Source organism: Rhizobium yanglingense (assembly GCF_977109285.1).
The window spans coordinates 1294112-1315288 of record NZ_CDSAWY010000005.1; the positions used below are offsets into that span (position 1 = coordinate 1294112).

Below are 21177 nucleotides of genomic sequence, written 5' to 3' on the forward strand. Positions count from 1 at the left end.
TGCATGGCCTTTCGGGCGAAGAGCCGCTGACGGCGGTCGTCTCCCGACGGCGCTGGCATCGGAAGTGCGTTTCGTGATCGCGCCGCAAAAGCTGCATTTCTTCGCGCATGATACCGGCAAGCGCATCGGTGCCGGTGCTGCGAAAACTGCTCATCATCCGGCAATCGCAGACGCCATATCGTAGAGGTTTGAATGGATTGCTAAAATTTTAGCCGCCGCTTGAACGCCTCCGTTACGACTTTCTGCTATTCCGCAATGATTAGGGTAGCAAACTTGGGGGGTTCCATGGCCATGAAGCTCATGCTCGCAAGCGCAGTCGCAATGGCCGCGCGTTCGCTGCCGTACGCGGTCGCGCCAACACGCGGCAGGAATTTCGTCGCACACTCCAGCGACCACCTGCCGATGAAATCGACGCCGATCAATCCTGACTGGATCGTCGATGGCAACCCGCAGGCGCGCACGGCCGAACATTCCCGCGGTCATGACGACGCATCGCTCACGGCGATCTGGGATTGCACAGCCGGCGAGTTCCGCTGGTTCTTCGGCTGGGACGAGACGGTGATGATCCTCGAAGGCGAAGTGCACGTCACCGCCGAAGACGGAACGGAACGCACGCTGCGCGCCGGCGACGTTGCGTTCTTCGCGGGCGGCACATGGGCGAACTGGCGGGTGGACAACTACGTCCGGAAGGTCGCTTTCTTGCGCAAGCCCTTCCCCAGGCCTGTGGCAATCCTCTACCGGCTTCGCAACCTGTTGCGCAGCAGCGGCCAGCAGGGTCTCGTGGCCTGAAATCCTTGATGCCCGCACCTGGAAGTCCTTGATTGGCCGTTGCGTTTGCTTTGCTTGCGACCTACATCTGTCCGGCACTCACTGAGGGACGGAAATGGCCAAGATCAAGAACGTAGCGGTCCAGATGGACCATGTCGCAGGCATCAACATTGCAGGCGATTCTACCTTCGCCATGAGTCTTGAGGCCCAAGCCCGAGGCTACACGCTTTTCCATTATACGCCTGAGCGGCTGAGCCTCCGCGACGGCAAGCTTTACGCTTCCGTTGAACCGATGCTGCTGCGCGACGTGAAGGGCGATCATTTCGAGCTCGGTGCGCCCGAACGGGTCGATCTTTCGACCATGGATGTCGTGCTGCTCCGCCAGGATCCGCCCTTTGACATGGCCTACATCACCTCCACGCATCTCTTGGAACGCATTCACCCGAAGACGCTCGTTGTCAATGATCCGGCCTGGGTGCGCAATTCGCCTGAGAAGATCTTCGTCACCGAATTTGCCGATCTCATGCCGAAGACGCTGATCACCAAGGATGCGGCCGAGGTCCGCCGCTTCCGCGACGAGATGGGCGATATCATCTTGAAGCCGCTTTACGGAAACGGCGGTGCCGGCGTCTTCCACTCGACGAGGGACGACCGCAACCTGTCCTCGCTGCTCGAAATGTTCGGTCAGCTCTTCCGCGAACCCTTTATCGCCCAGCAGTATCTTCCCGATGTCCGCAAGGGCGACAAGCGCATCATCTTAGTTGACGGCGAGCCGGCAGGCGCGATCAACCGGGTTCCTGCCGACCACGACAGTCGCTCCAACATGCATGTCGGCGGCCGCGCGGAAGCGACCGAGCTCACAGCGCGTGAAAAGGAAATCTGCCAACGCATCGGCCCGGCGCTCAGGGAACGCGGCTTCCTGCTCGTCGGCATCGATGTCATCGGCGACTACATGACCGAAATCAACGTCACGTCGCCGACCGGGATTCGCGAGGTCCGCAAGTTCGGCGGCCCTGATATCGCAAGCCTTCTATGGGATGCGATTGAGCGCAAGCGCCCATAGGGTGTTCCGGCTTGTGTTCCCCTTCGTCTACGCCCTACAGCCCACTGCAACCTGACTGCAGCTGAGACGTGAATTTGTTCCTTTATTGTGTTGCCGATCTCCCAAAGGAAGCTCGCACTTCGACCTGCCGATTGCTCTTGGCCTGATGGCGGCGCTCGGCGCCATGCCGGCGGATGCGCTTGCCGATTTGGTCGCGCTCGGCGAACTCAATCTCGACGGCACGATTGCACTCGTTGCCGGCGCGCCTCCGGCAGCAATCGGCGCAAATGCGGAGGCAAAGGACTTGATTTTCCGTGCCGATAGCGGCGCGGAAACGGCATTCATTGTGCTGGGAGGTCGACACCTTTAAAGACTTGTCGGGAGGCAAAGGTGTGGCGGGCAATGCCAAGAACCAAGCATCATTCGCAGTTTTGAAGAACTTTTTTGATCGTTTTCAAACGGTTATCGTGAATTATAAGGCATATCGAAGCAGTGCCGGGGGGGGGCCGGTGCGTGCTGTATATTCGATGGGGTCTCGAGTATCTGCAACAAACACTCCGGGGTCGGCGTTTAGTGGAAATAAGGTAACCGAAGGCGAACCAATGCCCTACAAGCGGTACGGCTTAGAGGAGAACTCCGACGGCACTTGGCGTGTCATAGACTACCGCGAAGGAAAGGCTGCGGAAACGGACGGAGCGGTTCTCGATCGGTTACCTCACGATACCGCGAGCAACCTTGAATTTATCCTTAACGCCCAAGAGAAGGGAATCGAGCAGCGGAAGCGGAAGAGGAAAGCCAAGGCCTCGCCACCCCCAAAGGAACACCTCATGGCAACGGCGCGGTATAGCCATCGCAAGAACTTAAACATCTACTGGACGGTAGTCGATGCAGTCACCGGACAGGCGGTCGTTATCGATGGGGTGGTCATGGATATGCTCACCGAGGAGGATGCCGAGGAGTTGGTCGAGCGGCTGAACCGTAAGGATGAGGAAGGGAAACCGTTTAGTCGTCCTTGAGGCGGCCCCTGAATAGCTGCTGTAACGGGTCCATCATGTTCCACTCAACGAAACAAAGAGGAGTGGAACAATGAGATTTCCGATCAGCCCCGCCTTCACCGCGAAGAGGGTTCAGGGAACCAGTGATCCGTCTTCGACATGCAGACCGGCAGGATAGCCTAGCTGAGTGGTGTGTCCGCGACCGATCTCATCGGGCCAGATGCCGGCGGAAACTGCCGTGCTTTGGTGGAATAGCCACGAATGCCCGACCGCGTTGATCGAAAAAAATGCCGAAACGGATGCCGGCGGTCTGCATCTGCTGCGCCAGGCCGCGGAGAAGATGCGGTTTTCGGGCCTGCGGCTACCACCGCGTACTCAAGGTGGCGCGGAATCGATTTTCTCTCGTATCGCCGGCGAACGGCTGACGGCGGCGGCCTGACGGAGGAAGGGGCGCCGAAGCGCCCCGATTTTCCGCCGGAAGTTCAGTTTCCGAGACCCTCAAAGAGGGCAGTCGAAAGATAGCGCTCGGCGAAGGATGGGATGATGACGACGATGTTCTTGCCGTCATTTTCCTCGCGGCTGCCGATCTTGATTGCCGCCGCCAGTGCCGCGCCTGAGGAAATGCCGACCGGAACGCCTTCAAGCCTGGCGACAAGACGCGCCGTTTCCATCGCCTGCGCGCTGTTGATGGTGACGACTTCGTCATAAATCTTCGTATCGAGGATCGCCGGGGCAAAGCCGGCGCCGATGCCCTGGATCTTGTGCGGCCCCGGCGTGACCGCCGGAAAGAACCGGAGATTCGCTCGGGCTCCACGGCGATTACCCTGATGCCCGGCTTCTTCGACTTCAGGACCTGGCCGGCACCGGTGATCGTGCCGCCGGTGCCGATGCCCGAAACGAGGATGTCGACGGCACCTTCCGTATCGTTCCAGATTTCCTCGGCCGTCGTCTTGCGGTGAATTTCCGGGTTTGCCGCGATTCTCGAACTGTTGCGGGATGATGGCGTCGGAAAGGGTTCGCGGCGAGTTCTTCCGCCTTGGCGATTGCGCCCTTCATCCCCCGCGGCCCCTCGGTCAATACGAGTTCGGCGCCGAGCAGCGCTAACATCTTGCGGCGCTCGACCGACATGGTTTCCGGCATGGTGAGAATCAGCTTGTAGCCCTTGGCGGCGGCGGCAAAAGCGAGCGCGATGCCGGTATTGCCGGAGGTCGGCTCGATGAGCGTCGTCCTGCCGGGGGAAATTTTGCCTTGCGCTTCGAGGCTCTCGATCATGGCGACGCCGATGCGGTCCTTGACGGAAGCAATCGGATTGAAGAATTCGAGCTTGGCGAGCAGATTGGCCTTCACGCCCTTTTCCTTGGCCAGCTTGTCGAGGCGGACGATCGGCGTATCGCCGATGGTTTCCGTGATCGACGAGTAGATGCGGCCGCGGCCCGGTTTTCTCGACATGGTGCGCTCCCTTAATGATTGTTGCGCGAGAGAATAGGGTCAAAGGCCGAAGCCGGCCAGAGGGCTTGATCCACGGAAGCGTCGTCCGAGAGAAAAAATCGTTTGGAAACGGTGCTTTGCCGAATGATTTTTTCAGGCTGCCCGTGCAGCGATAAAGGCTGCGGTTCCGGCCAGGACGCTCGCCGCAACCCGGTTGAGCGCTTGCAGCGCGCGCGGCTGTTTCAGCATCGTGCGGGCGCGCGACGCAAGCAGCATGTAAGGGATCAAAACCAAAAGCAGCACAACGAAGGTTGCGACTAAAAGTATGCCGTATTCTCGAGGGCCGATGTGGTTGATGTCGATTAGTGTCGGCACGAGGGCGACGTAAAAGAGCATCGTCTTCGGGTTGCCGAGCGTCACCAGAAGGCCGGACAGGAAGGATATACCGATGCTGCTCGATCTGCGCGCGGTAATATCCTGCGGCAAAAGACCTGCCGTCCAGAGCTTGTAGGCAATGTAGCAGAGGTAAAGCACGCCGGCGAATTTGATGATGAGGAATATTCCGGTGAAGGTCTGCGCCACGAATGCAAGGCCGAGGATCACCGCCGTCAGGTACGTGATGTCGCCGAGAACAAGGCCGAGACCCATGAAGAAGGTCTCGCGAAAATTCGAGCCGAGCGCGCGGGCAACGATCGCAGTGATGCCGGGTCCGGGAATGATCGCAGCGATAAAAAGGGCGCCGCTATAGGCAAGCAGGGCTTCAACGGTCATCTTTGCTCTCCTCAGGCAGCTTCTCTTACTGATGCTACGGCCCGCTTTCAAGATGAAGTGACACGCTCGAATCAGATAGAAGTGCGCCGAAAGGGAAGAAAGCCGATGACAACCGGACTGCTGCTGATCGATGTTCAGAACGCCATCTTGAAAGGCCTCGGAAGCACCGCGCGCCAGCCTTTGATCGACAAGACGCTGGACGAAACGGTGGCGCGTCTCGCAGAGGTTCTCCAAAAGGCCCGCGCGGTGAATGCACCGGTCGTCATCGTCCAGCATGACGGACACGCATCCCACCGTCTTGCGGAAGGCAGCGAAGGCTGGCAGTTGCGCGACGAGATTGCGCCTCAAGATCGCGAAATCGTCGTTCACAAGCGCAGCTGCGACTCGTTCTTCGAAACCGATCTCCAAGCGCGCCTCAAGGAGAACGGCATCACCAGGCTGGTGGTCGGCGGCTGCATGACCCAGTTCTGCGTCGATACCACCGCGCGGCGCGCCGTTTCGCTCGGCTACGATGTAACGCTGATGTCCGATGGACATATGACGGCCGACATGGGCGAACTCCGCTTCGAACAGATCATTGCCCACCACAATGCCGTGCTCGACGAGTTCGATGCCGGCAACCACGAAATCCGGCTTGCACAGGCAGCGGCGGTCAATTTCGGATAGGCCGCAGCCAACGTCCAGGCGTCCAGCCGAGATTCATTCCCGCTGCCGCAACAAGGATGATTGCCGCACCGAGGATCTGCAATGGCTGCAGTGCGCGACCAAAAGCGAGGCCGTCCACCGCGATCGCAACGATCGGGTAAATGAAGGAAAGTGCGCCGGTGAGATGTGTCGGCAGCTTCTGGATTGCGCCGTAGAGCAGTACATACATCAGGCCGGTATGGACGACGCCCATCGCCACCAGAATGCACCACGATCCGGCCGTTGTAGGCAGGTCCGAAAAGTCGGTCACGGGCGCCAGCATGAGAATGCCGGTCGAAACCTGAATGAGCGCGATCAGGTGCGGCGGCGTGCCCTTCAGCCACTTTGCAGCAAGTGCCGCCAGCGCATAGAAGAAGGCCGCCCCAAGTGCCAGCGCAATACCCAGCCCGTAGCTGCCTGAAATGCCGCCGGCCTCAGGTTTGGCTTCGATAATCGCCACCATGCCGGCAAAGGCGAGCGCCAGCCAAAAGAGTTTCGCCAAAGTGATCTTCTCGCCGAGGAATGCGGCGCCGAGCGCCAGCAGCATGAAGGGTTGGGTATTGTAGACGGTGGTCGCGATCGAGATCGATGCGTGCGAATAGGAGGCGAAAAGCAGCAGCCAGTTCGCCACGATGGCGATCCCGCCGAGCACGGCGATGCCAAAGGTTCTCGGCGAGAGAATGCCGGGCTTCAAGAATCCGAGCGCGCCGCAGATGACAAGAAGGCTCGTAGCCCCAAACAGGCAACGCCAGAAAACAACTCCGCTCACAGGCTGGCCGGACATGACGACGAACCAGCCGATCGTTCCCGAAATTACCATTGCTGCCGTCATCTCAACCGTGCCTTTGCCTATATCGTTCTGCATCGCGATCTCCTTTTGTGCCTTGGAGATTATTGTGTTTGGATGCCAATCTCTATAATCTGCAATGCTCGATAGTCGAATTTCTCCTAATAATGAAAGGTAAACTCGCATTGACGGCTAACGAAGCATCTCGCCTGGACAGCATCGACCAGCGTCTCCTCGATGCGCTGGCGCAGAACGCGCGTATTTCGCTAAAAGAGCTGGCGCAGGTGGCCAACCTGTCGTCGCCAAGCGCGGCGGAACGGCTGCGAAGGCTGGAGGAGCGCGGCATCGTCACGGCCTTCACGATCGATATCGATCCGGCTGCCCTCGGCTATCCGCTACAGGCAATCGTCCGCGTTCGGCCGCTGCCGGGACAGTTGCATGTCGTCGAGCGCATCATCCAGGAGACGCCGGAATTCATCGAATGCGACAAGGTGACCGGCGACGATTGCTTTATCGCCCGCCTCGTCGTCCGATCGATGGGAGAACTCGACGGTATTCTGGACAAGGTGGCCGAAAAGGCTGAGACCAACACCTCGATGATCAAGGCTTCCCCTGTCAAACGCCGCCTGCCGCCGCTTTCGAGCCGCTGAATGGATGCATCGCGAACCGTTCCGTCTAGAAGTCCGCCATCGGCGAGAGCATCGCCGGCGACGCAGGCGCGAGATCGGTCGTACTGCGGACCATGAAGGCCGTACCGCTGTCGAAGGCGAGAGCCTCTCCGCGCCAGTCAAGCTTGTCCGGCGAAAAGAAGACGTCGACCTGTTCGGACCCTTCGCCGAGCCTGCCGAGGATGACGGCAAGCGACGGAATTTCCGTAGCGACGACGTCGAGCAGGCAGAAGCGGTCAGCCTCTCCGGCTTTCCACGCGATGACGGCTTTTTCCGCATCGAGCCAGCTCAAACGAACCTCGGGATCGAGTTGGGTATTTACGAGAAACATCGCCGCATTGCCCGAAACGGCCAGCACATCCGAAACCGGTGCCCGCGTCTTCAGCGCCTCCTGCAGCAAAGCGAGATCGGCCTTATTCCATGGATCGAGCTCTCGGGCAGGTTTTCCCGCGGAATGTGGTTGCGGTGCTGCCCCGCAGTAGCGGTGCATCGGCAGGCTGCGGAAGCCGTAAGGTTCGTAGAGCAAAGGCTTGTCGGTATAGAGCACGATAGCCTCGAACTGCCGAACTCTCGCACCATTCAAGCGCCTTACGCGTCACGTCGCGGTAAAGCCCGCGTCCGCGCCATGGCGGGCGAACGGCGCCGGATTGGAAGGCGGCCGCGTTGATCTGCCGGCCGTTGACGACGAGCGGCATGGCAAAGGCGGATAGATTGGCGGCAAGCGTGTCGTCGGCGGCAAACCAGCCGAAAGGCATGCCAGTCGGATCCGGGCCACCGAGCTGCTGCAGCGGCCCGATATCGATGCCGAATGTATCGTCGAGGAGAGAGACGAGCGCTGCCCATGCCGTCCGATCGTCGAAATAGGCCTGACGAAAGGTCAGCCCGGCACTATCGAACGACTTGCTCAAACGCCGGTCGAGCCGAAGCCGCCGGCGCCGCGTGCCGTGGTGGTGCTTTCGGTGATCTCTGCAACGCGCACCTGAGTGACCGGCGCGATGACCATCTGCGCGATGCGCATGCCGCGCGTGATTTCGAACGGCTCATCGCCGAGATTGACGAGCAGCACCTTCACTTCGCCGCGATAGTCGCTGTCGATCGTGCCGGGAGTGTTGAGGCAGGTGATGCCGTGCTTGAAAGCGAGGCCCGAACGGGGCCGAACTTGCGCTTCGTAGCCATCCGGAATTTCGAAGATGAAGCCGGTCGGCACCAGCGCGCGCTTGCCGGGCGCGAGCGTCATCGGCTCGTTATCGGCAACGGCCGCCCGAAGGTCCATGCCCGCAGCACCGCTCGTCTCATAGGAGGGCAGGTCAAGACCTTCGCCATTGGGCAAACGGACAAGGTTGAGCTGCGGGCGGATGTCGTTGTGAATGGTCATGCGACATTACTTTGCGCCGGGAGGCCCAAGGTCAATTGCATTGGCGGGCTTTAATCGCTAGATACGCCGCAATTCCACAGGATTCACATCATGGCCGAAAGTCTCGCCGAGGCGGTTTCTCGCCGCCGCACATTCGCTATTATCGCGCACCCGGACGCGGGCAAAACCACGCTCACCGAAAAGCTGCTTCTTTTCGGCGGCGCAATTCAGCTCGCCGGTGAAGTCAAGGCGAAGAAGGATCGCATCCAGACCCGGTCGGACTGGATGAAGATCGAGCGCGAGCGCGGCATCTCTGTGGTGACCTCCGTCATGACCTTCGAATATGACGACAACGTCTTCAACATTCTCGACACGCCCGGCCACGAAGACTTCGCGGACGATACCTATCGCACGCTGACAGCTGTCGACGCCGCCGTCATGGTGATCGACGCCGCCAAAGGCATCGAGCCGCGCACGCTGAAGCTCTTCGAAGTCTGCCGCATGCGCGATATCCCGATCATCACCTTCATCAACAAGATGGACCGCGAAAGCCGCGATCCGTTCGAAATCCTGGATGAGGTGGAGGAGAAACTGGCGCTCGACACCGCGCCGATCACCTGGCCAATCGGCCGCTCCAAAACTTTCTGTGGCTCATATCACCTGGCCACGAACACTGTGCGCGGTTCAGATACGGAAGTGGAAGCAACGCCGGTCAACGGACCTCAGAGCGTGGCTGATCGGTTGCCGGAAAACGAGCGGGTTGCCTTCATCGACGAGACGGAACTGGCGATGGAGGCTTGCCGTCCCTTCGACCGCAAGGCTTTCCTCGAGGGTCACATGACGCCGGTCTTCTTCGGCTCGGCGCTCCGCAATTACGGTGTCCGCGATCTCATCAACGCGCTCGGTGAATTCGCCCCGCCGCCGCGCGACCAGGTCGCCGATACCCGCAAGGTGCATGCAAGCGAAGACAAGATGACGGCCTTCGTCTTCAAGATCCAGGCCAATATGGACCCCAACCACCGCGACCGCATCGCCTTCGCCCGCATCTGCTCCGGCAAGCTGGAACGCGGCATGAAGGCACGTCTGGCGCGCACGGGCAAGCAACTGGGGCTCACGGCGCCGCAGTTCTTCTTTGCCTCGCAAAGACAGCTCGCCGATACCGCCTATGCGGGCGACGTCGTCGGTATTCCGAACCACGGCACGCTGCGCATCGGCGATACGCTGACGGAAGGCGAAGCGTTGGTGTTCCAGGGCGTGCCTAACTTCTCGCCGGAAATTCTCCGTCGTGTCCGTCTTGAAGACGCGATGAAGGCGAAGAAGCTGAAGGAGGCCCTGCAGCAGATGGCCGAAGAAGGGGTCGTCCAGCTCTTTTCCCCGGAAGATGGTTCGCCGGCCATCGTCGGCGTTGTCGGTGCCCTGCAGCTCGATGTGTTGAAGGAGCGCCTGCAGGCGGAGTACGGCCTGCCGGTCTCTTTCGAAATGTCGCGCTTCTCAGTCTGCCGCTGGGTATCGGCCGATCAGCCGGCGGAACTCGAAAAGTTCCTGACGGTCAAACGCGGCGATATCGCCCGCGATCTCGACGGCGACCCGGTGTTCCTGGCGCAGGACAGCTTCTCGCTGCGCTACGAGGCGGAGCGCTATCCGGCAATCAAGATGGCCGCAATCAAGGAGTATCACGTCGCCAAAGCGGCGTGATTTCCAATTATGCGGCGGCAATAATCTCGATTTCGACCAACCAGTCCTCCCGCAGCGTTTCGACGACGATGGCTGTTGTGGGCACCCGACGCGCACCGAGCGCCGCCACCCGCGCATTCTGGTTTGCCTCGGCAAAGGAAGCATCGCGCAGGTAGCTGGTCAGCCGCACGATGTTGTCTGCGGTCATTTGTGCCTCTGCCAGAATTCGCCTGAGGTTCGACCAGATCAGTTGGAGTTGGGAGTCTAGATCGACGCCGGCTGCGCCGGCCTCATCAAGGCCCATCGTTCCGCTAACGAAGACAAGACGGTCAGGCTGGCGCACCTCCATGGCATGCACGTAATCGGACGTGGCGGTGTAGATGCCGTCGTGGGGATTGCGAACGATCATTTCCATTTCTGCTCCTCTGGAATTTCATATGGCATTGCCGCTATTTTGCCGAATAAAGTTCGGCTGGAAAATGCAGGAGTAGGAAGGGATGGAAAATACAGACGGCATTCGGCAAAAGCGGCGGGAGAGGGCCTGCCTCGATCCGTTCGACCGAAAGATATTAGCAGCTCTCGCCGCCGATGCGGGTCAGAGCTACGCCGTGCTGGGAGAGAAGGTAGGGCTTTCTCCGCCGTCGGTGCACGAACGGGTCAAGCGGCTGAAGCGGTCCGGTGTCATCCGGGATGTGGTCGCCCGGCTTGATGGCCCAGCAGTCGGCAAGCCGTTGTTGGCCTTCGTGCATGTGGAGGCGGCGGGTTGGGGCAAGAGCGAACGGCTGATGCAGATCAGCCGGTTTCCGGAGGTGGAGGAGATGCACTCGGTCGCCGGGGATGCCAGCATGATCCTCAAGGTGCGGTTGGAAAATCCGCAGGCGCTCGAATTTCTCCTCGGTCAGATTCATTCCGTGCCGGGCGTCAGCGGCACGCGCAGCTATGTCGCGCTTTCCACGTATCTCGAGCGGCCGGTACAGGCGCAAGTCACGGTCGGGTGGCCCTGTGTGCCGTTGCCGCCGGAATAGTCAGTCGAATTTCACGGCCGCCGTGTTGGCGCCGCAGACCAAGACGCAGACGCGTTCATTCCGTACCGGAACATATTTGCCGGAAAGCACGGCTGCGAATGCCGCAGCACCTCCGGGCTCGGCAACGACCCTCGCCCCTTCCCATAGGGCTTTCTGAGCAGCACGGATTTCGTCGTCCGTTACCAGCACCGGCGGCTGCACGAATTGCTGCGCGAGAGGAAACATCAGTTCACCAACCCGTTTCGGGGCGAGCGAATCTGCCGCAATGCCACCTGCCGGAGCATCCACTGGTTTACCCGCCCTGAAGGCCTCGTAGAGGGTCGGCGCTCCATCGGATTCCACGGCGACGATCTTCACCCGGCCGCGAAACCAGGCGGCGATGCCGCCGACCAATCCGCCGCCGCCGACTGCGACCAGCAATGTGGTGATGTCCGGCATGTCCTCCTCGATCTCCTTGCCGAGCGTTCCCTGACCGAGCAGCGTCTCCGCCTGGTCATAGGCATGTATGGCAAGCGCGCCGCTTGCCCGCTCATGGGTCTCGCTCGCCGCGAGCGCATCGGCGTAACGCTCGCCGCCGATGACCAGATTGGCGCCGTAGGCGCGGATTTTCTCCGCCTTGGCAGGCGAGGTGACGCTCGGCACGAAGATGGTGGCCGGCACGCCAAGCCGCGATGCGGCATAGGCAACGGCCGCGCCGTGGTTGCCGCCGGAGGCTGCCACGATGCCGGCTGCGGGCACCTGCCGCGTAAGGAGGTGGGAAAAGGCGCCGCGTGCCTTGAAGGAGCCGGAATGCTGCAGGTATTCGAGCTTGAGATCGACCTTGAGCGGCGCTCCGCCGAAATCCTCGATGTCGACGCACATCACGGGTGTGCGACGGATATGGGGGCGGATCAGCCCTTCGATTTCGGCAATGCGTTCGGCAGAAAGGGCGATCGGCATGCAGGCTCTCCATGGATTGACAATATTTCGTTACTTGGCAAAATAACGAAATGCAAGATGTTGATATTCTGAAAGCCCTCGCCAATGAACGCCGCCTCGTCATTCTCGAATGGTTGAAAGAGCCGCGGGAGCATTTCTTGCCTCAGGTGGATGGCGACCTAGAGGACGACGGTGTCTGCGCCGTGCTCATCGCCGAAAAGCTGGGCATAACTCCGGCAACGCTTAGCGAACATATGCGTATATTGGTGCAGGCTGAGCTGGTACACGCAAAACGTATAAAGCAATGGATCTTCTACCGGCGCAATGAAGACCGCATCGCGGCGCTGAAGCAGGCGCTTTTCGCACACATATGATCGGTGGGGTCATGGCTGACCCAGCCGCTCGCTTATGAACTCCACCACGGCGCGCACTGATGGCAGTTGACCGCGCCGATGCGGGAGGAGCACCGTTGTCGTGATGTTGCCCGCCGTCCATTCTGGCAGGATACGGATCAATCGCCCTTGCTCTATGGCCTCTCGGCAGACGGAAGTCGGAAGAATGGTGATTCCCATTCCCGCCGCCGCGGCTCGTAGCAGGACGAAAGGTTCGTCGGCCGCCATCACCGCCGGTGGCTTGACCAGCGTTTCGTCCCCGGTGGCGGAAAAAAGCCGCCAAGCCGTCTCGGTGAGGCTGGGCATGACGGCAGCATGCGCCACGAGATCCTCCGGCCTTTGTGGAGCCCCGTGCCTGTCGACATAGGATGGCGCGGCGACGAGAAGAAATTCATGCTCTGCCAATTTACGCTGCACGAGGCTTGAATCGGCAAGCGGCAGCTGATGGCTGCGCACTGCGATATCGAAGCCCTCTTGTACGATATCGACGAAGCGATCGGTGACATGCAGAAAGACTTTAAGCTTCGGATATCGGAGCGCCAGGTCCGGCAGATGCTCGGCCAGCATGAACTGCGAAGTCGGCACCGAGGCCGTGATGCGCACGGTGCCGCTCGGCTCGCCGAGACGCGACCGGACAATGCTTTCCGCCATCTCCGCTTCGATGACGGATGCCTGCGCGTGCTCGAAGAAATCGCGTCCCAAATCCGTGAGGGAAAAGCTGCGCGAGGTGCGCTGGATCAGTCGCGCGCCCAGCTTCGCCTCCAGTTCCGCAACCCGCTTGCTCACCGTCGATTTGGGAACGCCGAGGCGCCGTCCAGCGGCGGTGAAGCTGCCGCCTTCGACTGCGTGAACGAAAAGGTTGAGATCGTTGAGGTTAAAGGAGCTCAATTCAATCTTCCAGATTTATAGACTTTGATGTGCATTTTGAGCAGCTGTTCGGCAATCGTCCACAAAACGATATTCTGATCGTGAAATCAGTTCAATCCCGAAAGGAACGACGAATGTCTCCGATTTTGTTTTACGGCGTGCCGGAAGGCTGCTCTTTTGCCTCCATTGTCGCACTCGAATGGTCAGGCGAGCCTTATCATCTGTGCCGCATTGAGATGCCGGAAGTCGTCTCGAGCGAAGACTATGGGCGGATCAACGCGATCGGCGAAACACCTTCGCTCATGCTTGGCGATGGCCGTGTCATCAGCGAGAGCATGGCAATCCTCAACCACATCGCTTCCGGCCAAATCCGCAAGGGTCTCGGCTTTGCACAGGGCAGCGCCGAGTTTGATAGGCTGAACCAGATGCTCGCCTATCTCAATACCAGCTTTTTCAACGCCTTCAGCCCGCTCTGGTACACGATCGAGCATGAGCTGGAGCCGGATGCCAGGAAGGCGCTGACCGCTTATGGCGTTGCCAAGGTCGAGAAGGTCCATAGGGAACTCGAGCAACTTCTTGCCGGCCGCAAGTGGCTGCTTGGCAAAGGACCCAGCCTTGCCGACGCTTATTTCGCCGGCATCGCACGTTGGAACGACTTCCACAATGTCGTGGATCGCAAGCAATTCCCGGCACTGAACAGCCTCTTTGAGAGGCTGCAGGAAAATCAAGCAGTGCGCTTTGCCCTGGCGATCGAACACGAAGAACGGGCTGAAAGCACAGGTGGCTTTCGTGGCCATGTCACGCTGGAAGACGCGCTCGGCTATCTGAAGCACGCAGCCTGATTTCTTGCAAAATTATCCGCGCGGGTCATTCCCCGCGCGGATATCGCTGGTTCTCTTCCAGAACGTTAAGGTCCATGTGGTTGCGCATATAGCGCTCCGAGGCCTTCTGCAGCGGCTGGTAGTCCCAGGGATAATAGGCGCCATTGCGCAGCGCTGCATAAACGATCCAGCGGCGTGCCTGGCTTTCGCGCACGGATTGGTCGTAGTGTGCGAGGTTCCAGCGTCTATTTGCCTGTTCGGTCAATGCCTTGAGCGTCGCGGTATGGGCCGGGTCCGTAGCGAGGTTCTTGAGCTCGTGCGGATCGGCATCGAGGTCGAACAGCATCGGCGGGTCTTTATCGCAGAGCGACAGCTTGTAGCGCCTGTCGCGCAGGCAGACGAGCGGCGCGATGGAGCCTTCCGCAGCATATTCCATCGGCACCGGGCCGCGACTGCCGGTGCCCATGGCGAGGGGGGCCAGATCCTCGCCGTCGGTCCATCTCTTGAGCGAGCTTATGTCGAGACCGGCAAGTCCGGCCAGCGTTGGCGTCACGTCCAGCGTTGAAACCGGCTGATCGATTCGCGTTGCCTTCCAGCCGGGCGCGGCAATCATCAGCGGTACCCGCGCCGAACCGTCGAAGAAGCACATCTTGAACCACAGCCCGCGTTCGCCGAGCATGTCGCCGTGGTCGGAGACAAACAGGACGATGGTGTTTTCCGCCATCCGTCCGCGCTCGAGCACGTCGAGGATCTCGCCGATTTTCTCGTCCACATAGGAGATACTGGAAAAGTAGCCCCTTCGCGCGCGGCGGATGTGTTCGGGCGTAATGTCGAAAGCCTTGTAGTCGCAGGCCTCGAGCAGGCGCTGCGAATGTGGATCGAGCTCATCGAACGGGATTGGTCCGACCTTAGGGTCGAGCGCCGGGCAGTCTTCGTAGAGATCAAAGAATTTCCGCCGTGCCACGTAAGGGTCGTGCGGGTGCGTGAAGCTGACGGTCAGACACCATGGACGCTCGTCCTGCCGGCGCGAAAGATCGTAGAGTTTGCGGGTCGCGTGGTAGGCGACCTCGTCGTCATATTCCATCTGGTTGGTGATTTCGGCGGCGCCGGCGCCGGTGACCGAACCAAGGTTGTGATACCACCAGTCGATGCGCTCGCCGGGTTTCGTATAGTCGGGCGTCCAGCCGAAATCGGCGGGATAGATATCGGTCGTCAGCCGCTCTTCGAAGCCGTGAAGTTGATCTGGCCCGACGAAATGCATCTTGCCGGAAAGCACGGTCTGATATCCGGCGGCCCGCAGATGGTGCGCGTAGGTCGGGATGTCGGAGGCAAATTCCGCGGCATTGTCATAGACGCGTGTCCGGCTGGGGAGCTGGCCCGACATGAAGGAGGCTCGCGCCGGAGCGCAGAGCGGGCTTGCCGTATAGGTGTTGGCGAAACGCACGGAACGCTCCGCCAATGCCTTCAGATGCGGCGCGTGAAGAAATTCGGCCGGTCCGTCCGGAAACAGCGTTCCGTTGAACTGGTCGACCATGAGGATGAGGATATTCGGGCGCGCCATGTGTCGTTTGTCCTTGGATATTAGAGGCTGAGCGAGCTTTTCACCGTATCAGGCTTCCCGTCGAGCGTGGTGACGCCGGAGAGCCGCGGATCGATGGCCTTTGGATTTGCCTTCTGCCATGCAGCGGGAAGCGGCACCGGAGGAGGAGGAAGAAGAGGAGGCTGTCAGCGAACCGGTTCGCGGGCGAATTCTTTCCATTGCAGTTCCCCTGTTATTCGAGCAATTTATTGAACATCAGGTTAGTTCCCCTTGTGAAGCTGGCTTTTTTCAATGGGTGATCAAAGGATTTCTTATGGCAGAGCGACCAATTGACCTTGGATGGGTTCGCGTGTTTGCCGCGGTGGGGAAAATGGGCAGTCTCTCGTCTGCGGCCGGAACTCTCGGCCTGACCCAGCCTGCTGTCAGCTATCAGATCCGCCGCCTGGAAGAGCACATGGGCGTCAGCCTCCTTCAGCGGCAGCACCGCGGTGTCGAATTGACGTCGGAAGGCCGCAGGCTTTTCGACGTCACCTCTCGTACGGTTGACGATATCGACATGTTGGTGCGCAGTTTTCGCAGCCAATCCGAACGTCCGGCGATCAGGCTGAGGACGGATTACGCCTTCTCATCGCTCTGGCTGATCCCACGTATGCATACCTTCCGCCTGCTTTATCCCGAAATGGACATCCAGATCGTCGCGACGCAGCGCATGGAGCACGGCCCGCCGGATGGCGACATTGCCGTCGTCTTCGGAACGCGGCAGGAATTCGGCAGCAACGCGACGCTGCTTCTGCCGGAAAAGGTCGTCCCGATTTGCACCCAAGGCTTTCTGGATCGAAACGGCCCTTTCTTCGATCCGTTCGAGATTGCCAGCGCGCGTCTTCTGCATCTCGATACGCGCGCACCGTCGCCGTGGTTCGATTGGAAGAGCTACCTCGCCGAGCTCGGCATCAATCGTGATGCGGCCGTAGGGCAGGGCGAGCTCAGTTTCAACACATATTCGCTTGTCGTGCAGGCGGCGATCGGCGAGCAGGGGCTGGCGATCGGCTGGATGGGTCTGGTCGATTCGCTGCTCGCGTCACGTATGCTGGTTACGGCCGGACCGATGTTGGAGGCCAGGGACCGTGGCTACTGGCTGGTGCCGCCCAAAGCGCAGAGCGCGGAGACTGATCGGCTTGCCGCCTGGCTGATCTCCGAGGCCGGCATAGACGCGCTCAAGGTGCAAGATCTTTGAGAAAATCCCGGCACCAGCGCGAAACATCATGTTCGAGCAAATGGTCCATCATCATCTGCCAGCGCTCTTTCCGCTCTTCCAGCGGCATGCTGAGCGCCCTCGCCATCGCGTTTGCCGTACCCTCGATGTCGTAGGGGTTGACCAGCAGGGAGCCTTTCAGCTCGCGGGCAGCACCGGCGAAGCGCGAAAGCACGAGCACGCCCGGATCGTCCGGGTTTTGTGCGGCCACATATTCCTTCGCGACAAGGTTCATCCCGTCCCGGAGCGGCGTCACCAAGCCGACTTTGCCGAGCCGGTAGAGGCCCGCGAGAATGTGGCGTCCCACGGAGCGGTTGATATAGCGTATCGGCACCCAATCGACGGCGCTAAGAGCGCCGTTCACCCTGCCGGCCTGCTCGGCCACGGTGCGTTGCATGGCTTCGTATTCAGGCACTTCGGAGCGGGACTTCGGAGTGATCTGCAGATAGGTGACACGCCCCTGCTGTGCCGGGTTGGCCAGGATGAAGCGCTCGAAAGCGTCGATGCGCTGCGTGATTCCCTTGGAATAATCTAGGCGGTCGACGCCGATGATCAGGCTGCGGCCTTCGATGCTTAGACGCGCTTTTTTGACCATGCTGTTGGTCGCGGCCCTTTGGGCGAATTCGGCAAAGGCTGCAGTCTCGATGCTGATCGCATAGGCGCCGCCCTTGAAAGTCCGGCCGTGGGAGCTGTAGCGGCCTTCGCCGAGTTCGTCGCCGATGCCTTCCCGTCTGAGACAGCCGGCGAAATTCTCAAGGTCGTGATCCGTCTGAAAGCCGACAACATCGTAGTGCGAGAGGCCGCGCATGATCTGCTCGTGAACCGGCATTGTGAAGAGCACGTCCGCAGGCGGCCATGGAATATGGAGGAAGAAGCCGATGCGGTTCTTCAGGCCCATTTGACGCAGTTCCGCGGCGAGCGGGATCAGGTGGTAGTCGTGCACCCAGATGAGGTCATCGGGTTCGATCAGCGGCGCCAGCCGATGGGCGAAAAAACGGTTGACGCGGAAATAGCCGGCCATCTCCTTGCGGCCGTATTCCGCAAGATCCAGCCGGTAGTGGCAGATCGGCCAGAGAACGCGGTTGGCAAAGCCGTGATAGTATTCTTCCACATCGGTATCGGTCAGATCCGTCAGTGCATAGGTGATGTTGCCTTGCTCCAGCCGTGCAAGCGGCTGCGGCTCATGCTCGCCGCTCGACTTTCCCGACCAGCCCATCCATATGCCGCCGCGCTCTTCAAGGGCTGCCTTCAGGGCGACCGCCAGCCCGCCGGCGGGCGCAATGCCGCCCTTGTCGGGAACGGGCACGCGATTGGAAACAATGACGAGACGGCTCATGCCAGTTCCTTTCATGCAATGAAATACGTCGGGCGCTCAAATCATCACGAGGCCAATGTCTCAATGATGCCGCGCAGAGCTTCGGCAGAGGGGATGGAGCCGCGCGCCTCGCTCGCAGGCGAAAGCGGCCCGACGCGGATCGAATGGCCGCCAAGCCGGTTGACCGTGCGAAACATCGCTTCGTCGGTCACGTCGTCACCGATCGCAATGGCGCGTCTGCCGGCAAAGACCGGATGTGCGAGAAAGGCTTCGACCGCGTTGCCCTTGTCGGCGCTGGCCGGACGAATTTCGATCACCATCTTGCCGTGCTGGATCGTCCAGTTCGGTCCGGCTCGACTAAGCGCCTGTTCCATCAATGGTTCGAGTTCGAGCTCCCTGTCCGGCGCAAGCCGATAATGTGCGGCGACCGCCGCTCCCTTATCCTCGATCAGAACCCCCGCCCAACCTGCAGTCTCGGCGGTGAGATCCGCCTTCAGCGTCTCGAATTGCGCTGTTACTTCGGCTTTGCGCACGCTTCCATCCGGGTCGCGCCGCTCGGCACCGTGAAGTCCGGCGATCGGAAAGTGGAACGGCGAAAAAAGCTGGTCGGCATAGTCGAGCCCCCGGCCGGTCACGAGGGCCAGCGCACCTCCGAGCCTTGTCGCCAAGGCGTCGAGATTTGCGGGCAGCGACGGTGGAACGACGATGTCGTCCGGCGTATCGGCCAACTCGAGCAGGGTCCCGTCGATATCCATGAAGAGAGCCCATTTTTCCGGCTCGGCGGAGAGAACAGCGAGAATAGAGTCTTCCCCTGAAACCGCATCCGGTTTCGAGGCGCTGAGAGACTGCTTCTGGTATGACATGAGGCTCTATCTATGTCAGGCCCCGCTTCAGGCAACCCTAACTTTCCGTTTCGAAGCGCGGCAGGGCTTCGATATTGCCGGTCCAGGGCAGCGCAGAGCGGCACCAGATCTGCTTGCGCGGCGACAGCTCGGCCCGCTCGTTGATCGTGCCGACACGGATGCCGACGAAGGCGTTGTCCTCTCCCATGCGATAGAGCTGCGAGCCGCAATCCAGACAGAAGAATTGCCGGCTGCATGCTCCGCTTTCGCCATGCTTGACATAGGTTTTCGGCGTACCGCGGAGAAGCCGGAAATCTTCCTGTCGCGCAACCGTGCTGACGCGATAGGCCGTCCCCGTCAGCCGCTGGCAATCCGTGCAATGACAGATGCTGACGCGCTCCGGATCGATCTCGGCCTCATAGGCAATCGCGCCGCAGTGGCATCCCCCGGTAACGTGCATTTGCTCCTCATTCGGCTATCTGCGCCGCCGGATGCTGGCCATAGAAGGCCTTGGCATCAGCGGTGAAAGCGGCCCGCGCCTGCGCATTGGTGTAGAACATATGGCCGCCGCGATAGACGTCCAGGCTTACACGGCCTTGCGTCAGGCTTTCAGGCAGATGGTCCACGACATAGCGGCTGACCCCATAGGGCGTGACGATATCGCTGTAGCCATGTGCTATCAGCAAATGAAAACTTGGATTGGAACCCAGTAGCTCGCGGATGTCGTCCGTTATGCTCGCCTGCAGCCGTGATCCGCTGCCGTGTCCACCGCCCCATTCCCACTGACGGCTGACGTCGCTTTCGAGCAGCGTATAGGTCATCTCGGTCCTGAAGCCGAGTTCGTTGCGTGCGTAATCGGCAAAAGCGCCACCATAAGCGCGGGTAAATCCGTCGAGGACCGCATCATCGCCGCGGTCGGAGTTCTGACTCCGGATAAGGGTCGGGCGTTGCGAACGAGGCATCGTAGGGGCTCATCACCTCGCCCTGCTGCTTGGCGGAATTCTTGGCAAAGGCATTGCCCAGGAAGCCGCGGTTTCGGGTGACGACGTCTTCGGGAATGCCGGTCATCGTCGAGACCTTGCCATAGAATGCCTTCGCAGCGTCCCCCGCCGGTGCTGGTCCGGCCAAGGTCGTCAGATATTCGCCGAGCGCGAACTTCTCCGCGTCTCTTTGCGCTTCTTCGTCGAAGGTCTTTCGGCGCTCGGCTTCAGCGGCGGCGAGGGACGGGAACTCCAGAGCAGCCCCAAGCGCAAACCGGTCCGCATTGAACATCAGCTGGCCCTCAAGCAACGGCGAGAGCATGACCGCGCCGGCGATGATGATGCCTTGGCTTTGCCGAAGGGCAGCGGCGACCTTGGCGGCACGGAAACCGCCATAGCTTTCACCGAGAAGATATTTTGGTGAGCCAGAGCGATTGTTGTGCGCGACATAAAGCGCGATCGCCTTTGCAATGCTCTGCGCATCGGCGTTGACGCTGTAATAGTTCGAAGCGTCGTCGGCCTTCGCCGTGCGGCTCCATCCTGTGCCGATCGGATCGATCAGCACGAGATCGGTGAAATCGAGCCAGCTCTGCGGGTTGTCGACGAGCTTCGCATTTGCGCCGTCCCGGGCCTGGGGACCGAAATCCAATATGCGCGGCCCGACGAGCCCAAGGTGCAAAAATGCGGAAGCCGCGCCCGGACCGCCGTTGAAAGCGAAGGTAATCGGCCGGTTGGCCGCACCCACCTTGGCGGTATAGGCGGTGTAGAATATCGCGCCGGTGCGAGCGCCGTCCTGCCCGAAGAGATCGAGCGTGCCCGCGCTCGCCGTATAGGCCAGCCTGCGCCCGGCGATGTTCTGTTCATGCTGGGTCACGGAATCGGACGGCAACAGCTTCAAGACGCCGGGCCGCTCATTCGAGACAGCAGGTGCAGCAAGAGCCAGCAGCGCGAACAGGATGGCGGCAGATCGGAACGACACTCTTTCCTCCTGGGCGATGGAACGCGATCTTAGATAGCGTAACATCTGCCATCTCGCAGGGGTATCAAGAGATGG

At 60.4% G+C, this 21177-nt stretch carries 21 protein-coding genes and 5 pseudogenes; 12 read left to right on the forward strand and 14 right to left on the reverse strand.

From position 1 onward, the window contains the following. Window positions 1-285: 285 nt before the first annotated feature. From ACW4PC_RS16055 to ACW4PC_RS16075, 5 genes and pseudogenes are all read left to right on the forward strand, one after another. Entirely contained in the window at window positions 286-789 is a 504-nt protein-coding gene (locus ACW4PC_RS16055; protein ID WP_455874406.1) for a cupin domain-containing protein, read from the forward strand. A gap of 94 nt (window positions 790-883) precedes the next feature. After that, a complete protein-coding gene (gene gshB, locus ACW4PC_RS16060; protein WP_455874407.1) occupies window positions 884-1831 on the forward strand; it encodes a glutathione synthase in 948 nt (315 codons plus the stop codon). A gap of 55 nt (window positions 1832-1886) precedes the next feature. After that, window positions 1887-2153 (forward strand): annotated as a pseudogene (locus ACW4PC_RS16065) (magnesium chelatase domain-containing protein); the annotation flags it as partial. 49 nt (window positions 2154-2202) lie between these two features. After that, on the forward strand, window positions 2203-2826 hold the full coding sequence (locus ACW4PC_RS16070; RefSeq protein WP_455874408.1) for a hypothetical protein: 624 nt from the start codon (window positions 2203-2205) through the stop codon (window positions 2824-2826). Window positions 2827-3067: 241 nt separating this feature from the next. Then, window positions 3068-3244 (forward strand): annotated as a pseudogene (locus ACW4PC_RS16075) (magnesium chelatase subunit ChlI family protein); the annotation flags it as partial. A 43-nt stretch (window positions 3245-3287) separates the two neighbouring features. Here ACW4PC_RS16075 and ACW4PC_RS16080 read toward each other — a convergent pair. From ACW4PC_RS16080 to ACW4PC_RS16090, 3 genes and pseudogenes are all read right to left on the reverse strand, one after another. Further along, a pseudogene (locus ACW4PC_RS16080) lies at window positions 3288-3766 on the reverse strand (pyridoxal-phosphate dependent enzyme). Next, window positions 3652-4254, reverse strand: coding sequence for a PLP-dependent cysteine synthase family protein (locus ACW4PC_RS16085; protein ID WP_455874409.1), 603 nt, complete (start codon window positions 4252-4254; stop codon window positions 3652-3654). The pseudogene ACW4PC_RS16080 and the gene ACW4PC_RS16085 overlap by 115 nt, the downstream one beginning before the upstream one ends. Window positions 4255-4386: 132 nt before the next feature. After that, window positions 4387-5004, reverse strand: a complete 618-nt coding sequence (locus tag ACW4PC_RS16090) for a LysE family translocator (RefSeq protein ID WP_455874410.1) — start codon at window positions 5002-5004, stop codon at window positions 4387-4389. Window positions 5005-5109: 105 nt separating this feature from the next. Here ACW4PC_RS16090 and ACW4PC_RS16095 point away from each other — a divergent pair, with 105 nt between their 5' ends. Then, window positions 5110-5670, forward strand: coding sequence for a cysteine hydrolase family protein (locus tag ACW4PC_RS16095; RefSeq protein WP_455874411.1), 561 nt, complete (start codon window positions 5110-5112; stop codon window positions 5668-5670). Here the strand turns inward: ACW4PC_RS16095 and ACW4PC_RS16100 are convergent. Then, window positions 5657-6553 carry a DMT family transporter gene (locus tag ACW4PC_RS16100; RefSeq protein WP_455874412.1) on the reverse strand — a complete coding sequence of 299 codons (897 nt, stop codon included), beginning with the start codon at window positions 6551-6553 and terminating at the stop codon, window positions 5657-5659. The two genes, ACW4PC_RS16095 and ACW4PC_RS16100, sit on opposite strands and share 14 nt — an antisense overlap. Window positions 6554-6660: 107 nt before the next feature. Here ACW4PC_RS16100 and ACW4PC_RS16105 point away from each other — a divergent pair, with 107 nt between their 5' ends. Next, complete coding sequence (locus ACW4PC_RS16105) at window positions 6661-7125, forward strand: Lrp/AsnC family transcriptional regulator (RefSeq protein ID WP_372414858.1); 465 nt, start codon at window positions 6661-6663, stop codon at window positions 7123-7125. Window positions 7126-7150: 25 nt separating this feature from the next. On the opposite strand, the pseudogene ACW4PC_RS16110 reads toward ACW4PC_RS16105, so the two are convergent. After that, window positions 7151-8051: pseudogene (locus tag ACW4PC_RS16110) on the reverse strand (GNAT family N-acetyltransferase). Continuing rightward, on the reverse strand, window positions 8048-8518 hold the full coding sequence (gene dut, locus ACW4PC_RS16115; protein WP_455874413.1) for a dUTP diphosphatase: 471 nt from the start codon (window positions 8516-8518) through the stop codon (window positions 8048-8050). Before dut ends, ACW4PC_RS16110 begins: the two are co-directional and overlap by 4 nt. Before the next feature lie 90 nt (window positions 8519-8608). Between dut and ACW4PC_RS16120 the strand changes: the two genes are divergently transcribed. Continuing rightward, complete coding sequence (locus tag ACW4PC_RS16120; RefSeq protein ID WP_455874414.1) at window positions 8609-10192, forward strand: peptide chain release factor 3; 1584 nt, start codon at window positions 8609-8611, stop codon at window positions 10190-10192. A 7-nt stretch (window positions 10193-10199) separates the two neighbouring features. Here the strand turns inward: ACW4PC_RS16120 and ACW4PC_RS16125 are convergent, their stop codons facing one another. Next, window positions 10200-10586 (reverse strand): RidA family protein, encoded by a 387-nt coding sequence (locus tag ACW4PC_RS16125; RefSeq protein WP_074066383.1) that lies wholly within the window; start codon window positions 10584-10586, stop codon window positions 10200-10202. Window positions 10587-10668: 82 nt separating this feature from the next. On the opposite strand from ACW4PC_RS16125, the gene ACW4PC_RS16130 reads away from it, so the two are divergent. Continuing rightward, window positions 10669-11196, forward strand: a complete 528-nt coding sequence (locus ACW4PC_RS16130) for an Lrp/AsnC family transcriptional regulator (protein ID WP_455874415.1) — start codon at window positions 10669-10671, stop codon at window positions 11194-11196. Here ACW4PC_RS16130 and ACW4PC_RS16135 read toward each other — a convergent pair whose 3' ends face one another. After that, window positions 11197-12135, reverse strand: a complete 939-nt coding sequence (locus ACW4PC_RS16135) for a threonine/serine dehydratase (RefSeq protein WP_455874416.1) — start codon at window positions 12133-12135, stop codon at window positions 11197-11199. Window positions 12136-12185: 50 nt separating this feature from the next. Between ACW4PC_RS16135 and ACW4PC_RS16140 the strand changes: the two genes are divergently transcribed. Next, on the forward strand, window positions 12186-12488 hold the full coding sequence (locus tag ACW4PC_RS16140; RefSeq protein WP_455874417.1) for an ArsR/SmtB family transcription factor: 303 nt from the start codon (window positions 12186-12188) through the stop codon (window positions 12486-12488). A gap of 9 nt (window positions 12489-12497) precedes the next feature. Here the strand turns inward: ACW4PC_RS16140 and ACW4PC_RS16145 are convergent, their stop codons facing one another. Then, the gene (locus ACW4PC_RS16145) at window positions 12498-13394 is read right to left on the reverse strand and encodes a LysR substrate-binding domain-containing protein (protein WP_455874418.1); all 897 of its coding nucleotides are present in this window, start codon (window positions 13392-13394) and stop codon (window positions 12498-12500) included. Between the two features lie 113 nt (window positions 13395-13507). Between ACW4PC_RS16145 and ACW4PC_RS16150 the strand changes: the two genes are divergently transcribed. Then, on the forward strand, window positions 13508-14215 hold the full coding sequence (locus ACW4PC_RS16150; protein WP_455874419.1) for a glutathione S-transferase family protein: 708 nt from the start codon (window positions 13508-13510) through the stop codon (window positions 14213-14215). Window positions 14216-14240: 25 nt separating this feature from the next. Here the strand turns inward: ACW4PC_RS16150 and betC are convergent, their stop codons facing one another. Further along, a complete protein-coding gene (gene betC / locus ACW4PC_RS16155) occupies window positions 14241-15755 on the reverse strand; it encodes a choline-sulfatase (protein WP_455874420.1) in 1515 nt (504 codons plus the stop codon). 292 nt (window positions 15756-16047) lie between these two features. Between betC and ACW4PC_RS16160 the strand changes: the two genes are divergently transcribed. Further along, entirely contained in the window at window positions 16048-16968 is a 921-nt protein-coding gene (locus ACW4PC_RS16160; protein WP_455874421.1) for a choline sulfate utilization transcriptional regulator, read from the forward strand. On the opposite strand, the gene otsA is transcribed toward ACW4PC_RS16160, so the two are convergent. From otsA to ACW4PC_RS16180, 4 genes and pseudogenes are all read right to left on the reverse strand, one after another. Continuing rightward, a complete protein-coding gene (otsA, locus tag ACW4PC_RS16165) occupies window positions 16949-18322 on the reverse strand; it encodes an alpha,alpha-trehalose-phosphate synthase (UDP-forming) (protein ID WP_039843674.1) in 1374 nt (457 codons plus the stop codon). The two genes, ACW4PC_RS16160 and otsA, sit on opposite strands and share 20 nt — an antisense overlap. 44 nt (window positions 18323-18366) lie before the next feature. Next, complete coding sequence (gene otsB, locus ACW4PC_RS16170; protein ID WP_455874422.1) at window positions 18367-19164, reverse strand: trehalose-phosphatase; 798 nt, start codon at window positions 19162-19164, stop codon at window positions 18367-18369. A 37-nt stretch (window positions 19165-19201) separates the two neighbouring features. Then, window positions 19202-19603: a GFA family protein gene (locus ACW4PC_RS16175; protein ID WP_455874423.1), complete on the reverse strand. Its 402-nt coding sequence runs from the start codon at window positions 19601-19603 to the stop codon at window positions 19202-19204. A gap of 7 nt (window positions 19604-19610) precedes the next feature. After that, window positions 19611-21147 (reverse strand): annotated as a pseudogene (locus ACW4PC_RS16180) (S10 family peptidase). Window positions 21148-21177: the final 30 nt, after the last annotated feature.